23 protein-coding genes and 1 pseudogene are annotated in these 24,958 nt (G+C 71.5%); 16 read left to right on the plus strand and 8 right to left on the minus strand.

Features of this window, described 5'->3' with window-relative positions; genetic code table 11:
* The first annotated feature begins 239 nt into the window (after nucleotides 1-239).
* From ACGFMP_RS33355 to ACGFMP_RS33415, 13 genes are all read left to right on the plus strand, one after another.
* Nucleotides 240-581, plus strand: coding sequence for an SAV_915 family protein (locus ACGFMP_RS33355; protein WP_393677288.1), 342 nt, complete (start codon nucleotides 240-242; stop codon nucleotides 579-581).
* Between the two features lie 10 nt (nucleotides 582-591).
* A complete protein-coding gene (gene lysA / locus ACGFMP_RS33360; RefSeq protein WP_393677290.1) occupies nucleotides 592-1,932 on the plus strand; it encodes a diaminopimelate decarboxylase in 1,341 nt (446 codons plus the stop codon).
* Between the two features lie 438 nt (nucleotides 1,933-2,370).
* Nucleotides 2,371-2,559, plus strand: a complete 189-nt coding sequence (locus ACGFMP_RS33365) for a hypothetical protein (RefSeq protein WP_393677292.1) — start codon at nucleotides 2,371-2,373, stop codon at nucleotides 2,557-2,559.
* A complete protein-coding gene (kdpF, locus tag ACGFMP_RS33370; protein ID WP_393677294.1) occupies nucleotides 2,556-2,645 on the plus strand; it encodes a K(+)-transporting ATPase subunit F in 90 nt (29 codons plus the stop codon). The genes ACGFMP_RS33365 and kdpF (ACGFMP_RS33370) overlap by 4 nt, the downstream gene beginning before the upstream one ends.
* Entirely contained in the window at nucleotides 2,645-4,309 is a 1,665-nt protein-coding gene (gene kdpA / locus ACGFMP_RS33375) for a potassium-transporting ATPase subunit KdpA (protein WP_393677296.1), read from the plus strand. Before kdpF (ACGFMP_RS33370) ends, kdpA (ACGFMP_RS33375) begins: the two co-directional genes overlap by 1 nt.
* On the plus strand, nucleotides 4,309-6,441 hold the full coding sequence (kdpB, locus tag ACGFMP_RS33380; RefSeq protein ID WP_393677298.1) for a potassium-transporting ATPase subunit KdpB: 2,133 nt from the start codon (nucleotides 4,309-4,311) through the stop codon (nucleotides 6,439-6,441). Before kdpA (ACGFMP_RS33375) ends, kdpB (ACGFMP_RS33380) begins: the two co-directional genes overlap by 1 nt.
* 21 nt (nucleotides 6,442-6,462) lie before the next feature.
* On the plus strand, nucleotides 6,463-7,092 hold the full coding sequence (gene kdpC / locus ACGFMP_RS33385) for a potassium-transporting ATPase subunit KdpC (RefSeq protein WP_393677300.1): 630 nt from the start codon (nucleotides 6,463-6,465) through the stop codon (nucleotides 7,090-7,092).
* A 160-nt stretch (nucleotides 7,093-7,252) separates the two neighbouring features.
* Entirely contained in the window at nucleotides 7,253-7,744 is a 492-nt protein-coding gene (locus ACGFMP_RS33390; protein ID WP_393677301.1) for a universal stress protein, read from the plus strand.
* A 249-nt stretch (nucleotides 7,745-7,993) separates the two neighbouring features.
* Nucleotides 7,994-8,083 carry a K(+)-transporting ATPase subunit F gene (kdpF, locus tag ACGFMP_RS33395; RefSeq protein ID WP_393677303.1) on the plus strand — a complete coding sequence of 30 codons (90 nt, stop codon included), beginning with the start codon at nucleotides 7,994-7,996 and terminating at the stop codon, nucleotides 8,081-8,083.
* The gene (gene kdpA / locus ACGFMP_RS33400) at nucleotides 8,083-9,747 is read left to right on the plus strand and encodes a potassium-transporting ATPase subunit KdpA (RefSeq protein ID WP_393677304.1); all 1,665 of its coding nucleotides are present in this window, start codon (nucleotides 8,083-8,085) and stop codon (nucleotides 9,745-9,747) included. Before kdpF (ACGFMP_RS33395) ends, kdpA (ACGFMP_RS33400) begins: the two co-directional genes overlap by 1 nt.
* Nucleotides 9,747-11,888, plus strand: a complete 2,142-nt coding sequence (gene kdpB, locus ACGFMP_RS33405) for a potassium-transporting ATPase subunit KdpB (RefSeq protein WP_393677305.1) — start codon at nucleotides 9,747-9,749, stop codon at nucleotides 11,886-11,888. Before kdpA (ACGFMP_RS33400) ends, kdpB (ACGFMP_RS33405) begins: the two co-directional genes overlap by 1 nt.
* Nucleotides 11,889-11,924: 36 nt before the next feature.
* Complete coding sequence (gene kdpC / locus ACGFMP_RS33410) at nucleotides 11,925-12,542, plus strand: potassium-transporting ATPase subunit KdpC (RefSeq protein ID WP_393677307.1); 618 nt, start codon at nucleotides 11,925-11,927, stop codon at nucleotides 12,540-12,542.
* A 269-nt stretch (nucleotides 12,543-12,811) separates the two neighbouring features.
* Nucleotides 12,812-16,210 (plus strand): CARDB domain-containing protein, encoded by a 3,399-nt coding sequence (locus ACGFMP_RS33415; RefSeq protein ID WP_393677309.1) that lies wholly within the window; start codon nucleotides 12,812-12,814, stop codon nucleotides 16,208-16,210.
* A 91-nt stretch (nucleotides 16,211-16,301) separates the two neighbouring features.
* On the opposite strand, the gene ACGFMP_RS33420 is transcribed toward ACGFMP_RS33415, so the two are convergent.
* Entirely contained in the window at nucleotides 16,302-17,132 is an 831-nt protein-coding gene (locus tag ACGFMP_RS33420) for an alpha/beta fold hydrolase (protein ID WP_393677311.1), read from the minus strand.
* 536 nt (nucleotides 17,133-17,668) lie between these two features.
* Here ACGFMP_RS33420 and ACGFMP_RS33425 point away from each other — a divergent pair.
* Together ACGFMP_RS33425 and ACGFMP_RS33430 are read left to right on the plus strand one after the other, a co-directional pair.
* Nucleotides 17,669-17,857: a DUF4236 domain-containing protein gene (locus tag ACGFMP_RS33425; RefSeq protein WP_393677313.1), complete on the plus strand. Its 189-nt coding sequence runs from the start codon at nucleotides 17,669-17,671 to the stop codon at nucleotides 17,855-17,857.
* A gap of 57 nt (nucleotides 17,858-17,914) precedes the next feature.
* On the plus strand, nucleotides 17,915-18,196 hold the full coding sequence (locus ACGFMP_RS33430) for a GlsB/YeaQ/YmgE family stress response membrane protein (RefSeq protein WP_393677314.1): 282 nt from the start codon (nucleotides 17,915-17,917) through the stop codon (nucleotides 18,194-18,196).
* On the opposite strand, the pseudogene ACGFMP_RS33435 reads toward ACGFMP_RS33430, so the two are convergent.
* From ACGFMP_RS33435 to ACGFMP_RS33460, 6 genes and pseudogenes are all read right to left on the minus strand, one after another.
* Nucleotides 18,170-19,397, minus strand: a pseudogene (locus ACGFMP_RS33435) (DUF692 domain-containing protein). The gene ACGFMP_RS33430 and the pseudogene ACGFMP_RS33435 overlap by 27 nt on opposite strands.
* Nucleotides 19,394-20,290, minus strand: a complete 897-nt coding sequence (locus tag ACGFMP_RS33440; protein WP_393677316.1) for a TIGR04222 domain-containing membrane protein — start codon at nucleotides 20,288-20,290, stop codon at nucleotides 19,394-19,396. The pseudogene ACGFMP_RS33435 and the gene ACGFMP_RS33440 overlap by 4 nt, the downstream one beginning before the upstream one ends.
* A 521-nt stretch (nucleotides 20,291-20,811) precedes the next feature.
* Nucleotides 20,812-21,588 carry a class I SAM-dependent methyltransferase gene (locus ACGFMP_RS33445; protein WP_393677317.1) on the minus strand — a complete coding sequence of 259 codons (777 nt, stop codon included), beginning with the start codon at nucleotides 21,586-21,588 and terminating at the stop codon, nucleotides 20,812-20,814.
* Entirely contained in the window at nucleotides 21,585-21,809 is a 225-nt protein-coding gene (locus ACGFMP_RS33450) for a hypothetical protein (RefSeq protein WP_393677319.1), read from the minus strand. Before ACGFMP_RS33450 ends, ACGFMP_RS33445 begins: the two co-directional genes overlap by 4 nt.
* A gap of 74 nt (nucleotides 21,810-21,883) precedes the next feature.
* Nucleotides 21,884-22,723: an alpha/beta hydrolase fold domain-containing protein gene (locus tag ACGFMP_RS33455; protein ID WP_393677320.1), complete on the minus strand. Its 840-nt coding sequence runs from the start codon at nucleotides 22,721-22,723 to the stop codon at nucleotides 21,884-21,886.
* Complete coding sequence (locus tag ACGFMP_RS33460; RefSeq protein ID WP_393677322.1) at nucleotides 22,720-23,331, minus strand: DsbA family protein; 612 nt, start codon at nucleotides 23,329-23,331, stop codon at nucleotides 22,720-22,722. Before ACGFMP_RS33460 ends, ACGFMP_RS33455 begins: the two co-directional genes overlap by 4 nt.
* Before the next feature lie 176 nt (nucleotides 23,332-23,507).
* On the opposite strand from ACGFMP_RS33460, the gene ACGFMP_RS33465 reads away from it, so the two are divergent.
* Nucleotides 23,508-23,969: a nitroreductase/quinone reductase family protein gene (locus tag ACGFMP_RS33465; RefSeq protein WP_393677324.1), complete on the plus strand. Its 462-nt coding sequence runs from the start codon at nucleotides 23,508-23,510 to the stop codon at nucleotides 23,967-23,969.
* A gap of 272 nt (nucleotides 23,970-24,241) precedes the next feature.
* Here the strand turns inward: ACGFMP_RS33465 and ACGFMP_RS33470 are convergent, their stop codons facing one another.
* Nucleotides 24,242-24,946, minus strand: a complete 705-nt coding sequence (locus ACGFMP_RS33470; RefSeq protein WP_393677325.1) for a DUF4230 domain-containing protein — start codon at nucleotides 24,944-24,946, stop codon at nucleotides 24,242-24,244.
* Nucleotides 24,947-24,958: the final 12 nt, after the last annotated feature.

The raw sequence follows: 24,958 nt of genomic DNA on the forward strand, positions 1-24,958 counted from the left end.
CCTCGCGCCGCCCCCCCCCCCGCCCCGCCCGCCCCCCCCCCCCCCCCCCCCCCCCCCCCCCCCCCCCCCCCCCCCCCCCCCCCCCCCCCCCGCCGCACGTCAGGGGGGCGTCAAGGACCCGGCCGTCAGGCGTCAAGCACGCGTCAGGGAGGGCGGGGTTCCCCATGGTGCCGGGGATAGCGTCGTGAGTGCCGCGGGTCCTGAACCCCCGCGGCAACCGACGTCACAAGGAGTCCGCCATGCCGGCATCCACCACCCCGGAGGAATCAGAGCCCCTTGAACGGGGCCCGGCCGGGCACGCGCTTTTCGTTCCCGTCCGGCCGGGACCCGCGGGCTGCATCACCCGCTTCTTCCGCGACGCCCTCGGCGCTCGTACCGCGGTCGCCTTCACCAGCGAGCAGGCGCTGATCCTTGCGCTCGGACCGGCCCAGGGCTGGATGCGCCTGTCGGAGCCTGCGCTGCGCGCGCTGGCCGGCCCCCTCGGCATTGAAGAGGTGCGCATCGATCCCCGCCTGTCGGCTCCCGCGCCCGGGCCGGGACCCGCCGTCCCGGCGGCTCCGCAACACCTGCCGGTCGGCTAGGAGGCAACCCGTGTCCACATCACTGACCACGATCGCGCTGCCCACGGCGGAACCGGACTCCCTGTCGGTGTGGCCGGCCTCGACCAGGCGCGCCCCCCAGGGCGATCTGACGGTCGCCGGCGTCTCGCTGACCGAGGCGGCCGACCGTTTCGGCACCCCGCTGTACATCCTGGACGAGGCCGAACTGCGAGGCCGCTGCCGTACCTACACCGCCGCCTTCCCCGAGGCCGACGTCGTCTACGCGGCCAAGGCCTTCCTGTGCCGGGCGGTCGCCACCTGGGTGCGCGAAGAAGGCCTCGGCCTCGACGTGTGCTCGGCCGGCGAGCTGGAACTGGCGGTCGCCACCGGCTTCCCCCCTGACCGCATCGTGCTGCACGGCAACGCCAAGACCCCGGAGGACCTGCGCACGGCGGTCCGGCTCGGCGTCGGGCGGATCGTGATCGACAACGCCGCCGAGATCGCCAGGGTGGCCACCCTCGTCGCACCGCACGACCGGCAGAAGGTCATGCTGCGGGTGGTGCCGGGGGTAGTCGCCGGCGGCCACAAGTCGATCCGTACCGGCACCGACGACCAGAAGTTCGGCGTGTCCATAGCCGACGGCTCCGCGATGCACACCGTGGAGCGGATCCTCGGCCAGCCGGGGCTGGAACTGGTCGGCCTGCACTGCCACATCGGCTCGCAGGTGACGGAGGTCAGGCCGTATCTGGCCGCGCTGCGGCGGCTGATCGGGCTGATGGTGCGCATCCGCGACCAGTACGGCGTCACCCTGCCGGAGCTCGATCTGGGCGGCGGCCACGCCGTGGCCTACCGGCCAGGTGACAGGGCCCTCGACGTCACGGCGCTGGCCGCCCGCACCAGGGCGGAGATCGCCGACGGCTGCCGCGGCGGCGGCCTGCCCGTCCCGCGCCTGACCATCGAGCCGGGCCGGGCGATCGTCGGCCCCGCCGCGGTGGCCCTCTACCGGGTGCTGGCGGTCAAGCACACCGGCGGCCGCGTCCTGGTCGCCGTGGACGGCGGCCTGGGCGACAACCCGCGGCCCGCGCTGTACGGGGTCCGCTACGCCCCCCGGCTCCTCGGGCGCTCCCCGACCGCCGACCTGACCCGGGTCACGGTGGTCGGCCGGTACTGCGAGGCCGGTGACGTCATCGCCGAGGACGTGCTCCTCCCCCATGACGTACGTCCCGGCGATCTGCTGGCGGTGCCGGTCGCCGGGGCGTACCAGCTCTCCATGGCGTCCGGCTACAACATGGTCGGCCGCCCCCCGCTGGTCGCCGTCACGGACGGCCGGGCCCGGGTCCTGGTCCGCCGGGAGTCCCCGGCCGACCTGCGGGTGCGGGACGTCGGGATCTGAGCACCCCGGCAGCACATCGGCACCACTCCGGCCGGGCGGCCCCTCGCGGGGGACCGCCCGGCCGGTTTCCGTATCTCGGCACACCGCGGAGGCCCGCCGTCGGGGCACACCGCCGGGGCACACCGTATGGGCCCGCTGTCGGGGCCCGCTTTCGGGGCCGGAAAGCGGTGGCGGAGGACCGCACCGCCACCGGCCTCCCTTCGCTCACCCGGCCGGTGCGCCGACGACCGGACAGGCGGCGCCTTGACGCGTCCCTTGCGTGGCCCGGCCCGACTTTGACGCGGCCTTGCCGGCGCCCGTACGGGCTCCCCCGAGCCCCACAGCCCTGTCGCCCGTAGGGCATCGGGAGCCCCGGGCCCGCCTCCGCCGACGCCTGGCGGGGCCGCTGTGTCAAAGCCGCGTCAAGACAGCGGGCGGCGGCGTCAGGGGAACGCCAACGTGGCGCTGATCGGGCCTGACGAGGGGCTTTCCTGTCGGAGCACCGGTCTTTCGCCGGGGCCGCTTCACGCGCTTCCTCTCCACGACCTCCGGAGTGTTCCGTCCATGTCCGATCTCGTATTCGTCGTCGTGTCGATCGCGGTGTTCGCCGTGCTCGCGCTTGTGGTCAAGGGGGTCGAGAAGCTGTGAGCGCGGAGAACATCGTCGGCCTGATCGTCGCCTGCTGTCTGCTCGGCTATCTCGTGGTGGCCCTGATCAACCCGGAGAAGTTCTAGTGAACGGCACTCTCGCGGGCTGGCTCCAGATCACCGCGCTTCTCGCGGCCCTGGCACTGACCTACCGCCCGCTGGGCGACTACATGGCCCGCATCCTCACCACGGGCAAGCACCTGGTGGTCGAGAAGGGCATCTACCGCCTCGTCGGTGTCAACGGCGACGCCGATCAGCGCTGGCCGGTCTACCTGCGCAGCGTCCTGGCCTTCTCCGCGGTCTCGATGGTCTTCCTCTACGCCTTCCAGCGGCTCCAGAACCACCTGCTGCTCTCGCTGGGCTTCCCTCCGGTCAAGGCGGACCAGGCCTTCAACACCGCCGCGTCGTTCGTGGCCAACACCAACTGGCAGTCGTACTCGGGTGAGACCACGATGGGCCACCTGGTGCAGATGGCCGGGCTCGCGGTGCAGAACTTCGTGTCCGCCGCGGTGGGCATCGCGGTGCTGGCGGCGCTGATCCGCGGGTTCACCCGCAAGCGCACCGACCGCGTCGGCAACTTCTGGGTCGACCTGACCCGTGTCACCGTGCGCCTGCTGGTCCCGATGGCCTTCGTCTTCGCGATCGTGCTGGTCGCCGCGGGCGCGATCCAGAACTTCCACGGTGTGCACGAGATCAGCACCCTGCTGGGCGACAAGCAGTCGCTGACCGGCGGCCCGGTCGCCTCGCAGGAGGTCATCAAGGAGCTGGGCACCAACGGCGGCGGCTTCTACAACGCCAACTCCGCCCACCCCTTCGAGAACCCCAACGGCGTCTCCAACATCCTGGAGATCTACCTGCTGCTGGTGATCTCCTTCTCGCTGCCGCGGACCTTCGGCAAGATGGTCGGCGACCACCGCCAGGGCTACGCGATCCTGGCCGTGATGGGCCTGATCTGGGCGGCCTCCGTCGCGGTGATCACCGTCAACGAGCTGCACTCCGTCAGCAGCACCGCCGGTCACGCGGCCGGCGGGATGCTGGAGGGCAAGGAGCAGCGCTTCGGGATCTGGGCGTCGACGCTGTTCGCCGCGTCGACGACGCTGACCTCGACCGGTGCGGTGAACTCCTTCCACGACTCGTTCTCGCCCGGCGGCGGCGGGATGACGATCTTCAACATGATGCTCGGCGAGATCGCCCCCGGCGGCACCGGATCCGGCCTCTACGGCATCCTGATCCTGGCCGTCATCACGGTCTTCGTCGCCGGCCTGATGGTCGGGCGCACCCCCGAGTACCTGGGCAAGAAGCTCGGGGCACGGGAGATGAAATTCGCCTCCCTCTACATCCTGGCCACCCCCGCGATCGTGCTGATCGGCACGGGCACCGCGATGTCCCTCAAGGGCGAGCGCGCCTCGATGCTCAACTCGGGCCCGCACGGCTTCTCCGAGGTCCTCTACGCCTTCACCTCGGCGGCCAACAACAACGGCTCGGCCTTCGCGGGCATCGGCGTCAACACCCACTGGTACAACACCGCCCTGGGTCTGGCGATGCTCTTCGGCCGCTTCCTGCCGATGATCTTCGTCCTCGCGCTGGCCGGCTCCCTGGCCAAGCAGCAGCCTGCCCCCGTCACCGTGGGCACCCTGCCCACCCACCGGCCGCAGTTCGTCGGCCTGCTCGCCGGCGTCATCCTCATCGTCGTCGGCCTCACCTACTTCCCCGCCCTCGCGCTGGGTCCGCTCGCGGAAGGTCTGCACTGATGTCCCTGACCACACAACGCCCCCCGGCGTCGACCGGGCCCGGCGCCCCCGCACCGGGGCCGCACCGGGTCTCCGGCGGGCTGCTCGACCCGAAGATGCTCCTCGGCGCGCTTCCGGACGCCACCAGGAAGCTCGACCCGCGGGTCATGGTCCGCAACCCGGTGATGTTCGTCGTCGAGGTCGGGGCCGTCCTCACCACCGTCTTCGCGATCAAGGACCCCAGCGTCTTCGCCTGGGTGATCACCGCGTGGCTCTGGCTGACCGTGGTCTTCGCCAACCTGGCGGAAGCCGTCGCCGAAGGCCGCGGCAAAGCACAGGCCGAGACGCTGCGGCGCACCAAGACCGAGACCGTCGCACGCCGGCTGGTCGACTGGCGGCCCGGCAGCACCGGCTCCGCCGAGGAGTCGGTGCCGGCAGCGGGCCTGCGGCTGGGCGACCACGTCGTGGTCGAGGCCGGGCAGATCATCCCCGGCGACGGCGACGTCGTCGAGGGCATCGCCTCGGTCGACGAGTCCGCCATCACCGGCGAGTCCGCACCGGTCATCCGCGAGTCCGGCGGCGACCGCTCGGCGGTCACCGGCGGCACCAGGGTCCTGTCCGACCGCATCGTCGTCAAGATCACCTCCAAGCCGGGCGAGACGTTCATCGACCGCATGATCGCCCTGGTCGAGGGCGCCTCCCGGCAGAAGACGCCCAACGAGATCGCGCTCAACATCCTGCTCGCCTCGCTGACCATCGTCTTCCTGATCGCCGTCGTCACCCTGCAGCCGCTGGCGATCTACGCGGGCGCCGAGCAGTCGGTGGTGGTCCTGGCGGCCCTGGTGGTCGCCCTGATCCCGACCACCATCGGCGCCCTGCTGTCCGCCATCGGCATCGCCGGCATGGACCGCCTCGTGCAACGCAACGTCCTGGCCATGTCGGGCCGCGCCGTCGAAGCCGCGGGCGACGTCAACACCCTGCTGCTCGACAAGACCGGCACCATCACCCTCGGCAACCGCCAGGCCGCCGAATTCCTCCCCGTCGGCGGGATCCCCCTGGACGAGCTGGCCGACGCCGCGCAGCTCTCCTCACTGTCCGACGAGACACCGGAAGGTCGCTCCATCGTGGTGCTGGCCAAGGAGAAGTACGGGCTGCGCGGTCGGGAGCTGGGCAGCCAGGCCGAGTTCGTGCCCTTCACCGCGCAGACCCGCATGAGCGGCGTCAACCTCGCCGAGGACGGCGACCGGCGCGAGCTGCGCAAGGGCGCCGCCACCGCGGTCATGCACTGGATACGGGACAACGGCGGCCACCCGACGGAAGAGGTCGGCCCGATGGTCGACGCCATCGCCTCCAGCGGTGGCACCCCGCTGGTGGTCGGTGAGGTGGTCACGCGCGGCGGCAGGACCGACGCCACCGTCCTGGGGGTGATCAACCTCAAGGACGTGGTCAAGGAGGGGATGCGCGAGCGGTTCGACGAGCTGCGCCGGATGGGCATCCGCACCGTCATGATCACCGGCGACAACCCGATGACCGCCAAAGCCATCGCCGACGAAGCAGGCGTCGACGACTTCCTCGCCGAAGCCACCCCCGAGGACAAGATGGCCCTCATCAAGCGGGAGCAGGCCGGCGGGAAACTCGTCGCCATGACCGGCGACGGCACCAACGACGCACCCGCACTCGCCCAGGCCGACGTCGGCGTCGCCATGAACACCGGCACCTCGGCCGCCAAAGAGGCCGGAAACATGGTCGACCTCGACTCCAACCCCACCAAACTCATCGAGATCGTCGAGATCGGCAAACAACTCCTCATCACCCGAGGAGCCCTCACCACCTTCTCCATCGCCAACGACGTCGCGAAATACTTCGCGATCATCCCCGCGATGTTCACCGCCGCCTACCCCGGCCTCGACAAGCTCAACATCATGGGCCTGCACAGCCCCACCTCGGCCATCGCCTCCGCGATCATCTTCAACGCCCTCATCATCATCGCGCTCATCCCACTGGCCCTGCGCGGAGTCCGCTACAAACCCACCTCCGCCGCCGCACTCCTCAACCGCAACATCTGGGTCTACGGCCTCGGCGGCCTCATCCTCCCCTTCGCCGGCATCAAACTCATCGACCTCGTCATCCAATTCATCCCCGGCCTGCGCTGAGAAAAGAAGAAGGCAATCATCATGCTCGGCTCACTCCCCGCGGCGATACGCAATCATCTGGCCGCCTTCCGGATGCTGCTGGTCCTCACCGTGATCACCGGCATCATCTATCCGCTGGCCGTCACCGGTGTCGCGCAGGCCGCCTTCAGCCACCAGGCCAACGGCTCGCTCGTCCACCAGAACGGCAAGGTCGTCGGCTCCAGCCTCATCGGCCAGAACTTCGACCTGCCCAAGAAGAACCCGGACGACCCCGACGAGGCACCCCGCCCCGACCCGAAGTTCTTCCAGCCCCGGCCCTCCGCGGGCGGCTACGACCCGCTGGCCTCGGGAGCCTCCAACCTCGGGCCCAACAACCCCGACCTGGTCAAGGCCATCAAGGACCGCAGGGCCGCGGTCGCCGCCTTCGACGGCGTCGACCCGAAGGACGTCCCCGCCGACGCCCTGACCGCCTCGGGATCAGGACTCGACCCCGACATCTCCAAGGCCTACGCCGCCGAGCAGATCGACCGCGTCGCCAAGGCCCGCGGCCTCGACCCGGCCACCGTCCGCCACCTCGTCGCCGACAACACCCACAGCAGGGCGCTCGGCTTCCTCGGTGAGGAGTACGTCAACGTCATCGATCTCAACAACGCCCTCGGCAGGACAGCGTAGGACCACGGGGGGAGCCGCCGACTACGGCTCGCACGGGCCGGCCGCCTCCTGCGCCGAAGCGGCGTCAGGAGGCGGCCCCCGCCGTCGGACATCACGTCAGGACACGTCGCGGACAGGCACGTCGCGGACGAAGGCCGCGCGAGGAAGGAAGCGGAGCGCCATGGCACAAGGCACGCGGGTCGTCGTCGGGGTCAGCGGATCGCTGCGGAGCCTGGGCGCCCTGCACCGGGCGGTGGAAGAGGCCCGACGGCGCGGCGGCGAACTCGTGGCCGTGCTCGCGTGGATCCCGGTCGGAGGCGAGGCGTCCTACCGCCGGGCACCCTGCACCCCGCTGCTCGCCGCCTGGGAGAACGCCGCGGCGGCCCGCCTGGAGCAGGCCTTCCTCGACGCCTTCGGCGGGCGCCCGGAGGGCGTCCCGGTGCGGCTGGTCACGGTGCGCGGTGAGGCCGGCACCGCCCTCACGGAACTCGCCGACCGGCCGGACGACCTGCTGGTGGTCAGCACGGGCCGGCAGGGCGGCCTCATGCGGCTCTTCCACGGCGGGGTGAGCCGGCACTGCCTGGCGCACGCGCACTGCGACGTACTCGCCGTCCCGACGTCCGAGTTGCTGCGCGACCTGGACCGCAGCCTGCGGCACCGCACGGCGGTGTGAGGGCGGCCGGCCGATGAGCCGGCGCGCCCGGCCCTGACGGCAGGCCCCGCAAGCGACCTGTCCGGACGACGGGCCGGTGGCGCTACGGGATGTTTCGCCCTCCATGTGCTGGTCTGTAAGCGCACACTTCGGTGCGTTTCCTCCCCACATGGTTCGAGGTGTCCCGTGTATGGCTGATCTCGCCTTCCTCGCCGTCATCGTCGTCGCGTTCACCCTCATCGGGCTGGTGGCCAAGGGGGTGGGCCGGCTGTGAGCGCGGACAACATCGTGGGGCTGATCGTGGCCGGCGGTCTGCTGGTCTACCTGGTGCTGGCGCTGGTCTTCCCGGAGAAGTTCTAGTGGGCGACACCCTCGCGGGCTGGCTGCAGATCCTCGCGCTGGTGGCCGCGCTGGCGCTGTCGTACCGCCCGCTGGGCGACTACACGGCGCATGTGCTCACCTCCGCCCGGCACCTTCGCGCCGAGCGTGTCGTCTACCGGCTCGGCGGTGTCAACGGTGACGCCGAGCAGCGCTGGCCGGTCTATCTGCGCGGGGTGCTGGCCTTCTCCGCCATGTCCGTGCTGTTCCTCTACGCCTTCCAGCGACTGCAGAACCACCTGCTGCTCTCGGTCGGCATGAAGGCGGTGCCCGCCGGTACCGCCTTCAACACCGCCGTCTCCTTCGTCACCAACACCAACTGGCAGTCGTACTCGGGTGAGACCACGATGGGCCTGCTGGTGCAGATGGCCGGGCTCGCGGTGCAGAACTTCGTGTCCGCCGCGGTCGGCATCGCGGTGGTGGCGGCCCTGATCCGCGGCTTCACCCGCAAGCACACCGACCAGGTGGGCAACTTCTGGGTCGACCTGACGCGGGTGGTCGTGCGGGTGCTGCTCCCGATGGCGTTCGTCTTCGCGATCGTGCTGGTCGCCGCCGGCGCGGTGCAGAACCTGCACGGAGTCCATGAGATCCGCACCCTGACCGGCGGTAGCCAGTCGCTGACCGGCGGCCCGGTCGCCTCGCAGGAGGTCATCAAGGAGCTGGGCACCAACGGCGGCGGCTTCTACAACGCCAACTCGGCCCACCCCTTCGAGAATCCCAACGCGTTCACCGACATCCTGGAGATCTACCTGCTGCTGGTGCTCTCGGTCAGCATGCCGCGGACCTTCGGCACCATGGTCGGCGACCGGCGGCAGGGCTACGCGATCCTGGCCGTGATGGCCCTGATCTGGGCCGTGTCGCTCGCCGTGACCACCGCCAACGAGCTGCACAGCGTCAGCAGCACCGCGGGCCACACGGCCAGCGGGATGCTGGAGGGCAAGGAGCAGCGCTTCGGGATCTGGGCGTCCGCGCTGTTCGCGGTGTCCACCACCTTGACCTCGACCGGTGCGGTGAACTCCTTCCACGACTCGTTCTCGCCCGGCGGCGGCGGGATGACGATCTTCAACATGATGCTCGGCGAGATCGCCCCCGGCGGCACCGGATCCGGCCTCTACGGCATCCTGATCCTGGCCGTCATCACGGTCTTCGTCGCCGGCCTGATGGTCGGGCGCACCCCCGAGTACCTGGGCAAGAAGCTCGGGGCACGGGAGATGAAGTTCGCCTCCCTCTACATCCTGGCCACCCCGACGGTGGTCCTCGCGGGTGCGGGAGCGGCCATGTCGCTGCCGGGTGAGCGGGCGGACATGCTCAACCCGGGTCCGCACGGCTTCTCCGAGGTGCTGTACGCCTTCACCTCGGCGGCCAACAACAACGGCTCGGCCTTCGCGGGCCTGACCGTGACCTCCGACTGGTGGAACAGCGCGCTGGGCCTGGCGATGCTGTTCGGCCGCTTCCTGCCGATGGTGTTCGTGCTGGCACTGGCGGGCTCGCTGGCCAGGCAGCAGCCCGCACCCGTCACCGTGGGCACCCTGCCCACGCACCGGCCGCAGTTCGTCGGCCTGCTCGCCGCCGTGGTCCTCATCGTCGTCGGCCTCACCTACTTCCCCGCCCTCGCGCTGGGTCCGCTCGCGGAAGGTCTGCACTGATGTCCCCGACCGGTCCTGAAACCGGGGCCTCCCCCGGAGGCGACGCGCCGTCCCAGCCCTCGCAGCGCCGGATCCCCGGCGGCCTGCTCCAGCCCAGGCAGCTGGTGACCTCCCTGCCCGACGCCGCGAGGAAGCTCGACCCGCGGGTGATGGTCCGCAACCCGGTGATGTTCGTGGTCGAGGTCGGCGCGGTGCTGACCACGGCCTTCGCGATCAAGGACCCCAGCGTCTTCGCCTGGGTGATCACCGCGTGGCTCTGGCTGACGGTCGTCTTCGCCAACCTGGCGGAAGCCGTCGCCGAAGGCCGCGGCAAAGCGCAGGCCGAGACGCTGCGGCGTACCAAGACCGAGACGGCGGCCCGACGGCTCATCGACTGGCGGCGGGACGGCGGGTCGGTGGAGGAGGAGTCCGTGCCCTCGGTCGGCTTGCGGCTGGGCGATCACGTCGTGGTCGAGGCCGGGCAGATCATCCCCGGCGACGGCGACGTCGTCGAGGGCATCGCCTCGGTCGACGAGTCCGCCATCACCGGCGAGTCCGCACCGGTCATCCGCGAGTCCGGCGGCGACCGCTCGGCGGTCACCGGCGGCACCAGGGTCCTGTCCGACCGCATCGTCGTGCGGATCACGTCCAAACCCGGCGAGACGTTCATCGACCGCATGATCGCCCTGGTCGAGGGCGCCTCCCGGCAGAAGACGCCCAACGAGATCGCGCTGAACATCCTGCTCGCCTCGCTGACCGTCGTCTTCCTGGTCGCGGTGGTGTCGCTTCAACCGTTCGCCGTGTTCGCGGGCGCCGAGCAGTCGGTGGTGGTCCTGGCGGCCCTGGTGGTCGCCCTGATCCCCACCACCATCGGCGCCCTGCTGTCCGCCATCGGCATCGCCGGCATGGACCGCCTCGTCCAGCGCAACGTCCTGGCCATGTCGGGCCGCGCCGTCGAAGCCGCGGGCGACGTCAACACCCTGCTGCTCGACAAGACCGGCACCATCACCCTCGGCAACCGCCAGGCCGCCGAATTCCTCCCCGTGACCGGCGTCCCGATCGACGAACTCGCCGACGCCGCGCAGCTCTCCTCACTGTCCGACGAGACACCGGAAGGCCGCTCCATCGTGGTGCTCGCGAAAGAGCGCCATGGGCTGCGGGCGCGCACCGAGGGCCAGTTGCCGCAGGCGGAGTTCGTGCCCTTCACCGCGCAGACCCGTATGAGCGGCGTCAACCTCACCGAGGACGGCGACCGGCGCGAGCTGCGCAAGGGCGCCACCACGGCGGTCATGCACTGGATACGGGACAACGGCGGCCACCCCATGGAGGAGGCGGGTCCGATGGCCGACGCGATCGCGGCGAGCGGTGGCACCCCGCTGGTCGTCGGCGAGGTCGTGCACCGCGGGGGTGCCACCACTGCGACGGTTCTGGGGGTGATCAACCTCAAGGACGTGGTCAAGGAGGGGATGCGCGAGCGGTTCGACGAGCTGCGCCGGATGGGCATCCGCACCGTCATGATCACCGGCGACAACCCGATGACCGCCAAAGCCATCGCCGACGAAGCAGGCGTCGACGACTTCCTCGCCGAAGCCACCCCCGAGGACAAGATGGCCCTCATCAAGCGGGAGCAGGCCGGCGGGAAACTCGTCGCCATGACCGGCGACGGCACCAACGACGCACCCGCACTCGCCCAGGCCGACGTCGGCGTCGCCATGAACACCGGCACCTCGGCCGCCAAAGAGGCCGGGAACATGGTCGACCTCGACTCCAACCCCACCAAACTCATCGAGATCGTCGAGATCGGCAAACAACTCCTCATCACCCGAGGAGCCCTCACCACCTTCTCCATCGCCAACGACGTCGCGAAATACTTCGCGATCATCCCCGCGATGTTCACCGCCGCCTACCCCGGCCTCGACAAGCTCAACATCATGGGCCTGCACAGCCCCACCTCGGCCATCGCCTCCGCGATCATCTTCAACGCCCTCATCATCATCGCGCTCATCCCACTGGCCCTGCGCGGAGTCCGCTACAAACCCACCTCCGCCGCCGCACTCCTCAACCGCAACATCTGGGTCTACGGCCTCGGCGGCCTCATCCTCCCCTTCGCCGGCATCAAACTCATCGACCTCGTCATCCAATTCATCCCCGGCCTGCGCTGAGAAGACAGGCGCCGAGACAAGGAGGAGGCGACCGCCATGTCCAAGCACCTGCCCCGGGTGGTCCGCAACCATCTGGCCGCCCTGCGGATGCTGCTGGTGTTCACCGTGATCACCGGGATCGCCTATCCGCTGGCCGTCACCGGCATCGCGCAAGCCGCCTTCAGCCGCCAGGCCAACGGCTCGCTGGTCCACCGCGACGGTGCCGTCGTCGGCTCGGGACTGCTCGGCCAGAACTTCGACCTCGTCAGGAAAGGGAAGGCCACCGGTACTCCCGACCCCAGGTATTTCCAACCGCGCTTCTCGGCCGGCGGCTACGACCCGCTGGCCTCCGGCGCGTCCAACCTCGGGCCCAACAACCCCGACCTGATCGCCTCCGTCAAGCAGCGCCGCGCCGCGATCGCCGCCTTCGACGGAGTCCGCCCTGACGACGTGCCCGCCGACGCCGTCACCGCCTCGGGGTCGGGGCTCGACCCCGACATCTCCACCGCCTACGCCGCCGAGCAGATCGGCCGCGTCGCACGGGCGCGCGGCCTGAGTACGGCCGCCGTCCGGGCGCTCGTCTCCGCCGACACCCACGGCCGGGTGCTGGGTTTCCTCGGCGAGCGCCATGTGAACGTCGTCCGGCTCAACCGGTCGCTCGACGAGGCCGGTTGAGACCTCAGCTCTGCCCTCCTCAGGCCTCCTGGACCCGGGCACGTCAATAACTCACCAGCCTTGCGTAAACAGTTGACAAAGCCACGACGGGATTGCAACCTTTGACTCGCAAAAACATGGCCAAGGTCGCCATATTTACCCGCCGATCTTTGCAACTTCGCGGCATACGCCGCTGTCCTGCCATGCCCGGCGCCGCGCGCGCCGCTGCCCGCGCGGCCCGGAGCCCTCCCCCCACCCGCTCTCTCGTTCCGGACAGAACAGAGGAGACCATGAAGCGCAAGCAGCTCAGACGGCTGATCACCGGCCTGCTCGCAGCCGGGCTGATAGCCCTCGGCCTCTCGCCGCTCGCCACCCCCGCAGGGGCGGCAGAGCGCCCCAACCTGGCGCTCGGCAAGGCCGCTTCCGCGGGCGGGGCCACCGGGGGCTACCCGGCCGTCAACGTCACCGACGGGAACCAGGGTTCGTACTGGGAAGGCCCGACGAACGTCTTCCCGCAGGGACTTCAGGTCGACCTCGGGCACAGCGCAACCGTCGACCGGGTGGTGCTCAAGCTGCCGGCCTCGTGGGAGGCCAGGACCGAGACGCTGAGCGTGCGGGGCAGCACCGACGGGAGCGGCTTCAGCACGCTGGCCGCCGCCCAGGGGCGGGCCTTCGCGCCGGGCACGGCGAACACGGTGACCATCGACTTCACCGCCGCCACCGCCCGCTACCTGCGGGTGGACATCACAGCCAACACCGGCTGGCCGGCCGCGCAGATCTCCGAGTTCGAGGTGTACGGCACCGACACGACGGACCCGGGCGACCCCGGAGGCGACCCGGGCGACGGCGACGGTTCCGACCTCGCGCACGGCAAGCCGATCGAGGCGTCCTCGACCACCCAGAACTTCGTCGCGGCCAACGCGGACGACGGGCAGGTCGGCACCTACTGGGAGTCCGGCGGCTTCCCTTCGACCCTCACCGTGAAGCTCGGCGCCGACGCCGACCTCACCTCCGTCGTGGTCAAGCTCAACCCGGACGGCGCCTGGGGCACCAGGACGCAGACCATCCAGGTGCTCGGCCGGGGCCAGAACGGCGGCAGCTTCGGCTCACTCGCTGCCGCGGCCACCTACACCTTCAGCCCGTCCGCCAACCAGAACTCGGTCCGTATCCCGGTCAGCGGCAGGGCAGCGGACGTGCAGCTGGCGATCTCGGGCAACTCCGGTGCGCCCGGCGGCCAGGTCGCGGAGCTGCAGGTCATCGGAAAACCGGCACCCAATCCCGACCTGACGGTCACCGCTTTGTCCTGGTCCCCCGCCGCTCCGGTGGAGACCGACAGCACCACGGTGAGCGCGACGGTGCGCAACATCGGATCGGCCGCCTCCGCCGCCACCACGGTGAACGTCAGCGTGGGCGGCGTCGTCGCGGGCAGCGCCACGGTCGGCGCCCTGGCGGCGGGCGCCTCCACCACGGTGTCGGTCGCCGTCGGAAAGCGGCCCATGGGGAGCTACACCGTCACTGCCGCGGTGGACCCGTCCGACACGGTCATCGAGCAGAACAACGCCAACAACAGCCTCACCGCGCCCACCGCCCTGGTGGTCGCCCAGAGCCCCGGCCCCGACCTCCAGGTGCTCGGCGTCACCTCCAGCCCGTCGAACCCGGCGGTCGGTGCGGCCGTCTCCTTCACCGTCGCGGTGCACAACCGCGGCACCACCGCCTCGGGTGCCACGACGGTCACCCGGCTGACGGTGGCGGGCACCACGCTCGACACCAGCACGCCCTCGACAGCGGCGGGCGCGACCACGAACGTGAGCGTCAGCGGGACCTGGACCGCCACCAACGGCGGCGCCACCATCGTGGCCACGGCGGACGCGACCGGCCTGGTCACCGAGACCGACGAGACCAACAACACCTTCTCGCAGGCGATCGTGGTCGGCCGCGGCGCGGCGGTGCCCTTCACCGAGTACGAGGCGGAAGCCGGGACCTACCAGGGCACGCTGCTGACCACCGACCAGAAGCGCACCTTCGGCCACACCAACTTCGCGACCGAGTCGTCGGGCCGCAAGTCGGTCCGGCTCGACAGCACGGGCCAGTTCGTGCAGTTCACCTCGACCACCCCGACCAACTCCCTCGTGGTGCGCAACTCCATCCCCGACGCGGCGGCCGGCGGCGGCATCGACGCCACGATCAGCCTCTACGTCAACAACAGCTTCGTCCGCAAGCTCACCCTCTCCTCGAAGCACAGCTGGCTGTACGGCACCTCCGACGACCCCGAGGGGCTGACGAACACCCCCCAGAGCAACGCCAGGCGGCTGTTCGACGAGTCCAACGCGCTGCTGACCACGACGTATCCGGCGGGCACCACCTTCCGGTTGCAGCGCGACGCCACCGACACCGCGTCCTTCTACATCATCGACCTGATCGACCTGGAGCAGGTGGCGCCTCCGGCGGCCAAACCCGCCGAGTGCACCTCGATCACCGCGTACGGCGCGGTGCCTGACGACGGGATCGACGACACGGCGGCCATCCAGCGGGCGGTGACGGCCGACCAGACCGGCGCCATCAGCTGCGTGTGGATCCCGCCGGGCCAGTGGCGGCAGGAGCAGAAGATCCTGACCGACGACCCGCTGAACCGGGGCCAGTACAACCAGGTGGGCATCAGCAACGTCACGATCCGCGGCGCGGGCATGTGGTACTCCCAGCTGTACACCCTGACAGAGCCGCAGGACGCCGGCGGCATCAACCACCCGCACGAGGGCAATTTCGGCTTCGACATCGACGACAACACGCAGATCTCCGACATCGCCATCTTCGGCTCCGGCCGTATCAGGGGCGGTGACGGCAACGACGAGGGCGGCGTGGGCCTCAACGGCCGGTTCGGCCGGAACACCAAGATCAGCAATGTGTGGATCGAGCACGCCAACGTGGGCGTCTGGGTCGGCCGCGACTACGACAACATCCCCGCCCTGTGGGGTCCGGCGGACGGGCTCCAGTTCAGCGGCATGCGCATCCGCGACACCTACGCCGACGGCATCAACTTCACCAACGGCACCCGGAACTCGCGGGTCTTCAACTCCTCCTTCCGCACCACGGGCGACGACTCCCTCGCGGTCTGGGCCAGCCGGTACGTCAAGGACCCCTCGGTCGACATCGGGCACGACAACCACTTCGTGAACAACACGATCCAGCTGCCCTGGCGGGCCAACGGCATCGCGATCTACGGCGGTTACGGCAACACGGTCGAGAACAACCTGATCTACGACACGATGAACTACCCGGGCATCATGCTGGCGACCGACCACGACCCGCTGCCCTTCTCCGGGCAGACGCTCGTCGACAACAACGCCCTTTACCGCACGGGCGGCGCGTTCTGGGGCGAGGCCCAGGAGTTCGGCGCCATCACGCTCTTCGCGTCGACCCGCGACATCACCGGCGTCACCATCCGGAACACCGAGATCCACGACTCGACGTACGACGGCATCCAGTTCAAGACCGGCGGCGGCAGCATGCCGGGCGTCGTGGTCAGCAACGTGAAGATCGACAAGTCCGTCAACGGCGCCGGCGTCAGAGCCCAGGGCGGCGCCCGAGGCAGCGCGGCGCTGACGAACGTGAGCATCACCGGGTCGGCCGACGGCGACATCGTGGTCGAACCGGGGTCCCAGTTCGTGATCACGGGAGGTGGTACCTCCTGACCGCGTCCACGACGGTCTGAGGGCACCCGCCCGATCCCGGCAGCGGCCCAGGACTCCGGTCCTGGGCCGCTGCCCCGCTCCCGGCCGCGCGCTATTCCTTCAGGAACGCCAGGAGGTCGGGATTGAGGGTGTCGGGTTCCGTCGACAGCATTCCGTGCGGGAAACCGTCGTAGCTCTTGAATGTGCTGTGCGCCAGGATTTCGGCCGACAAGGGCCCCGCGTCCGCGTACGGCACGATCTGGTCGTCGGTCCCGTGTGCCACGAGGACCGGTACATCGATCTTCTTCAGGTCCTCGGTGAAATCGGTCTCGGAGAATGCCTTGATGCATTCGTAGTGCGCGTTGGCCGCACCCATCATCCCCTGACGCCACCAGTTGTCGATGAGCGCCTGCGAGACTTTCGCGCCGGGCCGGTTGAATCCGTAGAACGGGCCGGTCGGCAGATCGACGTAGAACTGCGAACGGTTGGCGGCCAGGGAGGCGCGCAGCTCGTCGAAGACCCCGATCGGGGTGCCGCCGGGGTTCGCATCCGACTTGACCATGACCGGCGGGACCGAGCTCACCAGCACCGCCTTGGCCACCCGGCCCGGCTTGGCGCGCGCCACGTACCGCGTGACCTCTCCCCCGCCGGTCGAGTGCCCGATGTGGAAGGCTCCTCGCAGGTCGAGCGCGTCGGTGAGCTCCGCCACGTCGGCGGCGTAGGTGTCCATCTCGTGGCCGGTCGGGGTCTGGGTGGAGCGGCCGTGCCCGCGCCGGTCGTGGGCGATCACCCGATAGCCGTGCGCGAGGAAGAACAGCATCTGGTTGTCCCAGTCGTCAGCGCTGAGCGGCCAGCCGTGATGGAAGACGATCGGCTGTCCGTCGCGCGGACCCCAGTCCTTGTAGAAGATGGTCGTGCCGTCTTTGGTGGTGACCGTGCCCATATGCTGAATCCTTCCGCGTGAAACGGCTGAATCGTGGGAAACGCCTGAAGGACGATGGATTCCCGGCCGCGGAAATGCGGGCACCACTCACCGCAATCGCCCGCGTCCCTCAGGCCGCGGCTCGGTCCAATGCCAGCCACGATACGCCGATGTCCCGCCCGGCTCATCCGCTGGCCGGGGCACGGATCCGCTGCGCTATTCCCGCCGCCGGCGAAAGGGCGCGGGAAGGGCGGTCGGGGTCCCGGGCGGTCGGGGTCCCCGGGCGGTCGGCGTCCCGGGCGGCCACGGGAACGGGCAGCCTCCGGAACGGGCGCGGAGACCGGGACGGGCTCGGGGGACGCGGTGGAGCCGGGCAGGTCGTGGACTTCCGCCCGCCCGTCCCGCGGTCCTCTGCTTCCGCTGACGGCGCCGCTCGGTCCGGGTCGCCGACGCGGCATCGGCCCCGCGGACAGAACTGATGAGACGTCAATTCGTCCCGGCAGCAGTGAAAACCCCGGAGGGGGGCACACGGAGTCCCAAAGCCATGGGAGGCCGATATGCCAATGACATTCCGCAAGTCGTTCCACATCCTGCCAGGGGTGCGGATCAACGTGAACCGCAAGTCACTGTCCATCACCGTCGGACGCAAGGGCGCCCACCGCACCTGGTCCACCACCGGGCGCCGCACCACCTCGGCGGACCTGCCCGGGCCCTTCGGGTACCGGCACACCGACCGGCGGAGGTGACGGCACGGCTGCGGATCGCACGGGCGTGCGGCCGGGCGCCGGGGGCAGACGGACGGCATGGGCATCATCGGATGGATCGTTCTGGGACTTCTCGCCGGCGCCATAGCCAAGGTCATCCTGCCGGGGCGCGACCCCGGCGGTCTGGTCGGCACGACGCTGATCGGCTTCGTCGGCGCACTGCTGGGCGGCTGGCTGTCCGCGAAACTGCTGGACAAGCCGATTCCGCACCACTTCTTCGACGGCAAGACCTGGCTGGCCGCCATCGCGGGCTCGCTGGTGCTGCTGATCGCCTACCGGGTCCTCTTCGGCGACTCACGGTCGCCGCGGTCCCGACGCTGACCGCGGCCACCACCGGTGGCGCGGTCGGCGGGGCAGTTCGCCGCGGCCGGCCAGGTACACCTCGAACCCCTCGGCGTCGGCGTGGCCGGTGCGCCCCGCCCGCAGCGGGTGCGCACCGGCGTAGCGGGCGAAGGCGGCCGCATAGCGCGGGCCGAGGGCGGTGGCGAGCCACGGGTGGTGGTGGGCGGCGACGCGCATCCGCTTGACCCGCAGCGCCTCGGCCTGCACCCGCACCCTGCCGGGGTCGAACCCGGCGGGTGCCTCGGCCCCGGCGACCAGGGCGGCGAGCAGCGCTTCCTGGTCCGCGGCGAGGCGGGCTCTGGCGTCCGCGGGGTCAGCGGGCACGGGGTCAGCGGGCACGGGTGCCTCGGGCGACGGCCGCGCGGATCGCGGCCAGTTCGCCCGCGAGGTCGGCGTCGGACGGGTAGTCGCCGTCGCGTTCGAGCAGTACCCCCGGCACCCGGGTGTGCCCGGCCAACTCGGCCAGCAGGTCGAGGACGGGTTCGCCGACCGGGTGGGTGTGGGTGTCGTGCCAGACGCCGTCGACCTCGATGCCGCCCGCGACATGGACGTACGCCAGCTGCTCCAGGGGCAGTTCGGCGAGGACGTCGTGCGGGTCCGCCCCGAGGTTGATGTGCGCCGTGTGCAGGTTGGCGACGTCCACCAGGAGCAGGGCGCCGGTGCGCTCGGCCAGTTCGCTGAGGAACTGCCCTTCCGTCAGCTCCTCCGCGGGCCACCGCAGCAGCGGTGCGATGTTCTCCAGAGCCAGCGGCACCGGAAGGTGCTCCTGGGCGATGCGGACGTTCTCCGCGACCACCGCCAGAGCGTCCCGGGTCCGGGGGACGGGGAGCAGGTGCCCCGCTTCGAGGTCGCCTGCCCGGGTGAAGGCGATGTGCTCGCTGACCAGTGGTGAGCCCAGCGCCTCGGCGCAGGCGGCGAGATGCGCCAGCCGCCCCGGGGCGGGTCGTTCGGCCCCGCCGAGCGACAGGGACACGCCGTGCGGGACCACCGGGACGCCGCGGGCGCGCAGTGCCCGCAGCGAGTCGGGCAGCCGCTCGGGCGTGATGCCCTCGGCGACGGCCTCGACGAAGTCGACACCCGGCAGCCCTTCCACCGTCAGGTCGATGGCCGGCCGCCAGCCGATGCCGTAGCCGAGCCGGGGTACGGCGCGGTCCGCCGGGAGCGGTCTGTCCCGGCTCATCCTCCGCACCCTCCCCCGCAGCCCCCACCGCAGCCGCTTCCGCCGCCGCAGCCGCCGCCGTCCCCACCCCCGCCACCGCAGCCGCCGCCGGAGGACCCGCCGCCCGAGGAGGACGCCAGGCCGCCGTACAGCGCGCCGCGCAGGTCCATGTCCGCCACCCCGTCGGGGCCCAGCGCGGCCACCCCGAGCACCTCTGCGGGTACGAGCAGGGCCGCGGCGGCGTAGGCGCCGTAGCCCGCGGGCGCGCCATGCGCGGCGAGGACGGTGGATCCCGAGGCGTGCGCGAGCCGTGCCCCGGCCGCCAGCTCGGCGCCGGCGCGGCTGACCCGGGGGGCGGCGACGGCGAGGACGACCGCCACGACGATGCTCACCGCGAGTGCCGGCACCAGCAGCATGACCGGCCGTCCGAGGCGTACTCCGTTGACCAGCCGCGCCACTCCGACGCCGATGACGGCCGCGGGCACCAGAACCGCGGCGCGGGCCTTCCTGCGGCGCTCCGCGGTCAGCAGCAGGCCGTGTTCCACGGCGGTCCGCTCCACCCTCAGCACCGGCTCCGCCGTGCGGGCGTGCGCGCGCACCCCGCCCAGATCCGTCAGCGGCAGCCGCTCGACGCAGGCCAGTACTGCCTGCTGCACCGGGTCGCCGGGTGCGGGCGGCCCGCAGACGGCGATCGTGTGGTCCCTGCTGACGCGCAGCTGCCCGCCCGCGACGAGGGCCCGCACCGCCACGTCGACCACGCGGTCACGTCCGCCGTTCACCACCGCGAGCGCGTAGACGTCCGGCGCGGGACCACTCGCCCGGCCTCCGCGCTGCACCGCCCGCACCACCGCGACCACCAGCAGCGCCACCGCGAACGCGGCGGCGTACACGCCCAGGAACTGCGGTCCGCTCATCCCCCAAGGCTGGTTCACGACGCCCCCCGTGTCACCCTGTCGGCCGGCCCCCCGGCCGGCCCACCCCCTGAGACTGCGGGCGTGCCCCCGGCGGTTCCGCGCGGGGGTCAGCCCTTGACCGCGCCGGAGAGCATGCCGCGGATGAACTCCCGCTGGAGGAAGACGTAGAGGCACACCACCGGCAGGGAGATGAGCTGCGGCGGCTGCCGCGAGCAGGTTGGTGTGCACCATGGAGCGGCCGGAGAAGGCGCCGAGGCCGAGGGTGAGGGGCTGGTGGGCCGGGTCGGACACCAGGATCAGCGACAGGAAGTAGTCGTTCCACGTCCACATGAAGCTCAGCAGGATCAGTGTCATGACGGCCGAGCCCTCCGGCCGGAGTTGCGGCCCGCCGCCGGGGCCTCGACGCCCCGCGCACCCGGTCGCCGGCAGGCAGAAAGCGGAATCGACCCGGCACCGCGCTCGGCGCCACCGCTCGGCATCGCGGAGCAGGCGGCAGAGGCGGCGGACCGGGGATCGCGGTGCTACCGCCGGTGGTTGCGGCGTGCGAGGTGGACGGTGATGTCGGCGAGGATCTCCACCGTTTCGGGGAGGGCCCGCACGATCCGCTCCAGCACCTGCCGCCGGTCCGCCGCGGGCAGCAGGAGATACGCCGACACGGTCGAGAGGTATCCGGCGTAGTCGCGCGCCGGCATGGACAGTCGCCGCTCGACCAGCGACTGCCGGACATCGGTGAACCAGTCGCAGCGCCGCAGTTCGGTACCGGGCCACTGCATGGCCTCCCCCTCGGGCGTGCCGTCAGGTGACGCCACCTCGTCGCTGCCGAGGAAAGGTGCCCTGGCCGCGCGGACGGCCTCCGTCACGGCCGGGTCGACGGGCCGGACCGGCCCGCCGAACGAGGCGAACACGCCGCCGGGTTCGATCAGCGCGGCCAGCCGCGCCGAGCGGCCCTCCGCGCGCGTCCAGTGCAGCGCCGCCGCCGCGTAGACCAGCCCGTACCTCTCGCCCGTCCGCAGGTCCTCGAACGCGGCCCGCACCGTCCTGACGTCCGCGGGCACCTGCCCGCGGAGCACGCCGAGCATGGCGGCGTCGGGCTCGGTCGCGGTGACCGCGACCCCCCGCGCGGCCAGCACCCGGGTCGCCTTGCCGGTCCCCGCGCCGATCTCCAGGGCCGTCGCGAGCGGCTGCCCCGCGTACTCCTCCACCAGGTCGAAGAGCTCCGCGGGATACCCCGGTCGGAAGCGTTCGTACGCCTCCGCCACGCTTCCGAAGCTCAGCGCGCGTTCGGACGCGCCGGTCATCCCCGCACCCGCCGGGCGGTCTTCCCGAAGGACGTCGGGTGGGCCACCCGGTGGGCGGCGGCGTACGAGATGCCGCGGGCCGCGGCCGGGGGAAGTGTGGACAGCCGGCCTGCGCTGCCCGGATTGCGCGGAGCGAGGCGCCGCACGGACACGGCGAAAAAGCGCTCGCGGTCCCGCTCGACGTAGGGGTGTTCGGTCGGGCCAAGGGCTTCGGTCGGCATCGTCCCTTGCTATCAGCCCGCCGGGTCGATCCGCGAGGGCATTTGCGCGCCGTGCGCCCAGGACAGGCGGTTCGTCAGCCGGGAGGCCGCCCAAGGACCGTCCGCAGCCAGGCCGCCGTGCACGCGAGGGAGGCAGGATCGTCGAACTGCGGGTCCTCGTGGCCGGCGCCGGCCAGGACCTCCAGGCGGCTCCGCGCGCCGGCGCGGCCGAGCGCCTGGTGCAGCGCGAAGCCCTCGGAGGGCGGGACGATCCGGTCGCGGTCGCCGTGGGCGATCAGGAAGGGCGGCGCCTGCGGCGAGACCCGCGACAGCAGGCTGAGCCCCCGGGCGCGGTCCGCCAACTCCACCGGGTCGGTGACACCGAGCAGGTCCGCTTCGAAACGGAAGGGCAGCAGCCGTGCCTCCACCTCGCTGCGCCCCGCCGAGGCCGCCAGGTCCGCCTGGCCGAACCAGTGCACCACTGCCTGCACGGCGCTGGAGTGCCCGAGGTTGCCGCCGACCGAACCCTCCAGCGCGCTGTCGCCCTCCGACAGGGCCAGCAGCGATCCCAGATACGCCCCCGCGGAGGCGCCCCAGATGCCGAGGTTCCCGGTGGCGAGGCCCAGGCGTGGCCCGTGCGCGCGCAGCCAGCGCACCGCTGCCTTGAGGTCGTGGAGCGGCTGGGGGAAGACCGCGCGCGGTGCCAGGCGGTAGTCGACCGCGACCACGGTCACGCCGAACGCGGCGAGCGGGGCCACCCGTCCCGCGGCATCGGTCCGCCGGTCGCCGCGGCTCCACCCGCCGCCGTGCGCGTAGACGACGACCGGGGCGCCCTCCCCGGCAGGACGGTGGATGTCGAGGCGCAGCTCCGCCCCGTCGACGGTCGCGTAGACCAGGTCCCTGTCGACCGTGACCGCGTGCCGGCCGCCGCTCATGCCGCGCGGAACTCCTCGAACTCCGACCGCGGGCGCAGCCCGGAGACCAGCCGGCTGCCCACGAGCCACGCGGGGGTGCCGGTGACGCCGAACCGCTCGGCGAATCCGCCGGACCGCTGGACGTCCCGCGCCGGCCCTGATGTGCTCATCGCCGCCCGCATGGCCTGCTTGTCCACGCCGCTGGCCACCGCGTGGCCCTCCACCACCGCCTGGTCGCCGAGGTCCTCGCCGCGGACGAAGTGGGCGTCGAACAGTCCCGCGTGCAGCGAGGGGAAGGCGCCCGGCTCGTGGCGGCGCACCCATTCCGCGGCGGTGAGCGCGTACAGCGAGTTCGGCAGCCGGGCCGGCCAGTGCAGCGGAAGCCCGGCGGCCCGCGCCTCCCTCTCCAGGAACTCGTACATCGGGCCCTCCCGCGGGCCCGCCGCGGCGCCCTCCAGCGGGATCTCCATGTGGATGGGCAACGGGATGGTCAGCAGGGTGAAACCGCGCTCGGCGAGGATGCGTGACCGGTCCTGCCCGATGTAGCAGAAGGGACAGACGAAGTCGTACCAGTGCGGGACCGGCGCTGTGACCTCGGACCCGTCCGGTGAAAAGTCGTCGAAGGGCATGTCTCCACGATCGCGCACGTCGCTGCGCGCAGCGACCCGGCCGCCCGCGGACAGCGCCGGGGGCGCGGAATCCCCGATGGTGGCACGGCCGGACCCGACGTAGGTTCGGAGGCGGGACGGGTGCGCCGGCGGTCGCCTGACGGCGGCCAGGGCCGGCGCCGGAAGGGATGGCGCAGATGACCGGGCCGGTCGCCAGGGAGCGCGTGATCCGCCTGCTGCAGGCCCACGCCGTGAACCCCGTCGTCATGCTCGCGCACAACCTGGGCATGCCGCCGCCGGGCGACGCCCTGCTGGAGACGACCGGGCGGCGCACCGGACTGCCGCGGCACACTCCGGTGTGCGACGGCCTGGCAGGGGACGTCTTCTGGCTGGTGGCCCAGAGCGGATACCGCGCCGACTGGGTCAGGAACATCCAGGCCGATCCCCGGGTCCGGGTCAAGATGCGCACCGGCTCTGGCGTCGCCTGGCGGGCGGGCACCGCGCACATCGTGGACGACGACGATCCGCGCGAGCGGCGGCGGCTGATCGGCCGGGACGGCCCGGCGCGACGGATGTGCATGGGCGCCGCGGCCCTGGCCGACACCGACGCGCTGACGGTGCGCGTCGACCTCGACGCCCGTGCCTCGGGGCAGCCCTGACCGCACGCGGTCAGGGCCTCAGGGACGGTGGGTGGCGGCACCGGTCAGGTGTGGTGCTCAGGGAAGCGCCTCGCCTGCACCGTCCCGCCACGCGGTATCCGCGACCGCGGTATCCGCGACGCGGCCGGGGTGACCCTGCGGGTCCTCCCCGGCCGCGTCGGGCACGAGCGGATCGTGGCCTGTCCCGTCCCGTACGAGCTCACGCCGGACGGGATCGCGGACCGGACGGGAGGCTCGGCCGGAGCCGCGTGATCGCCCGTCCGACGGTCCGGTCACCGGGACGGGGTGGCGGAAGCGGACGCGGAGGGTGAGGGCTGTGCGGCCGGGCCGAAGCTGATGGTGACCGTGGTGAAGCCCAGCGAGGTGAGCATGCCCTGCAGCATCGTGCGGGTGTTGGTCTCGGCGCGCGCGGTGAGTTCGGTCTGCTTGGCCGCGTCCTGGATCTTCTGCGCGGCCAGGATGCTGAGCTTCTGCGCGTTCCCGGTGTCGCTGCCGAAGAAGTCGCCGACCCGGTCGAAGAAGCCCCGCTGCTGGGAGACGATGTAGGAGTTCTTGGGGTCGAGCGACGTGCGCTCCAGCGCCGCGTGCGGCAGCCGGATCGTGGCGGTCTTGCGGTCGTCGGTCACCTTGACGGCGTCCGCGCCCACCGAGCCGAGGTCCACGTAGGCGTCGACACTGCCCGCACCCACGTACAGGGTCCGCTCGCCGTGCACGACGTCCGGCAGGTACTTGGCGTCCTTCTGGAGGTCGACCACCACCTCGAAGTTGCCGCTCGCGCCCTCGTAGCGGCTCATGTCCTGAATCGACTTCAGCAGGACGGGCCCGCTGCGGTCGTTGGTCCGTTCGGCGAACGGATTGGGCAGTCCGGGCAGCAGGTGGAGTCTCCCGAAGACCAGGGCGAGCACCACCAGGCCCACCAGCCCGATGGCCACGCGCGCCCACCAGGGCGTGCGGCTCATCGCAAGTTGCGCGTTCATGGCGTACCTCCT

The sequence above is a fragment of the Streptomyces sp. NPDC049040 genome (genome assembly GCF_043197715.1).
In the GTDB taxonomy this organism is placed as follows: domain Bacteria; phylum Actinomycetota; class Actinomycetes; order Streptomycetales; family Streptomycetaceae; genus Actinacidiphila.

What these genes read in the sequence shown, in the direction of transcription:
- ACGFMP_RS33455 (WP_393677320.1), bottom strand. Translation starts at nt 22,723, where the DNA reads ATGAGCGGCGGCCGGCACGCGGTCACGGTCGACAGGGACCTGGTCTAC.
- ACGFMP_RS33415 (WP_393677309.1), top strand. Translation starts at nt 12,812, where the DNA reads ATGAAGCGCAAGCAGCTCAGACGGCTGATCACCGGCCTGCTCGCAGCC.
- ACGFMP_RS33445 (WP_393677317.1), bottom strand. Translation starts at nt 21,588, where the DNA reads ATGACCGGCGCGTCCGAACGCGCGCTGAGCTTCGGAAGCGTGGCGGAG.
- ACGFMP_RS33390 (WP_393677301.1), top strand. Translation starts at nt 7,253, where the DNA reads ATGGCACAAGGCACGCGGGTCGTCGTCGGGGTCAGCGGATCGCTGCGG.
- ACGFMP_RS33460 (WP_393677322.1), bottom strand. Translation starts at nt 23,331, where the DNA reads ATGCCCTTCGACGACTTTTCACCGGACGGGTCCGAGGTCACAGCGCCG.
- ACGFMP_RS33465 (WP_393677324.1), top strand. Translation starts at nt 23,508, where the DNA reads ATGACCGGGCCGGTCGCCAGGGAGCGCGTGATCCGCCTGCTGCAGGCC.
- ACGFMP_RS33430 (WP_393677314.1), top strand. Translation starts at nt 17,915, where the DNA reads ATGGGCATCATCGGATGGATCGTTCTGGGACTTCTCGCCGGCGCCATA.
- ACGFMP_RS33450 (WP_393677319.1), bottom strand. Translation starts at nt 21,809, where the DNA reads ATGCCGACCGAAGCCCTTGGCCCGACCGAACACCCCTACGTCGAGCGG.
- ACGFMP_RS33425 (WP_393677313.1), top strand. Translation starts at nt 17,669, where the DNA reads ATGCCAATGACATTCCGCAAGTCGTTCCACATCCTGCCAGGGGTGCGG.
- ACGFMP_RS33355 (WP_393677288.1), top strand. Translation starts at nt 240, where the DNA reads ATGCCGGCATCCACCACCCCGGAGGAATCAGAGCCCCTTGAACGGGGC.
- kdpC (WP_393677307.1), top strand. Translation starts at nt 11,925, where the DNA reads ATGTCCAAGCACCTGCCCCGGGTGGTCCGCAACCATCTGGCCGCCCTG.
- ACGFMP_RS33470 (WP_393677325.1), bottom strand. Translation starts at nt 24,946, where the DNA reads ATGAACGCGCAACTTGCGATGAGCCGCACGCCCTGGTGGGCGCGCGTG.
- ACGFMP_RS33420 (WP_393677311.1), bottom strand. Translation starts at nt 17,132, where the DNA reads ATGGGCACGGTCACCACCAAAGACGGCACGACCATCTTCTACAAGGAC.
- kdpB (WP_393677305.1), top strand. Translation starts at nt 9,747, where the DNA reads ATGTCCCCGACCGGTCCTGAAACCGGGGCCTCCCCCGGAGGCGACGCG.
- ACGFMP_RS33440 (WP_393677316.1), bottom strand. Translation starts at nt 20,290, where the DNA reads ATGAGCGGACCGCAGTTCCTGGGCGTGTACGCCGCCGCGTTCGCGGTG.
- kdpB (WP_393677298.1), top strand. Translation starts at nt 4,309, where the DNA reads ATGTCCCTGACCACACAACGCCCCCCGGCGTCGACCGGGCCCGGCGCC.
- kdpC (WP_393677300.1), top strand. Translation starts at nt 6,463, where the DNA reads ATGCTCGGCTCACTCCCCGCGGCGATACGCAATCATCTGGCCGCCTTC.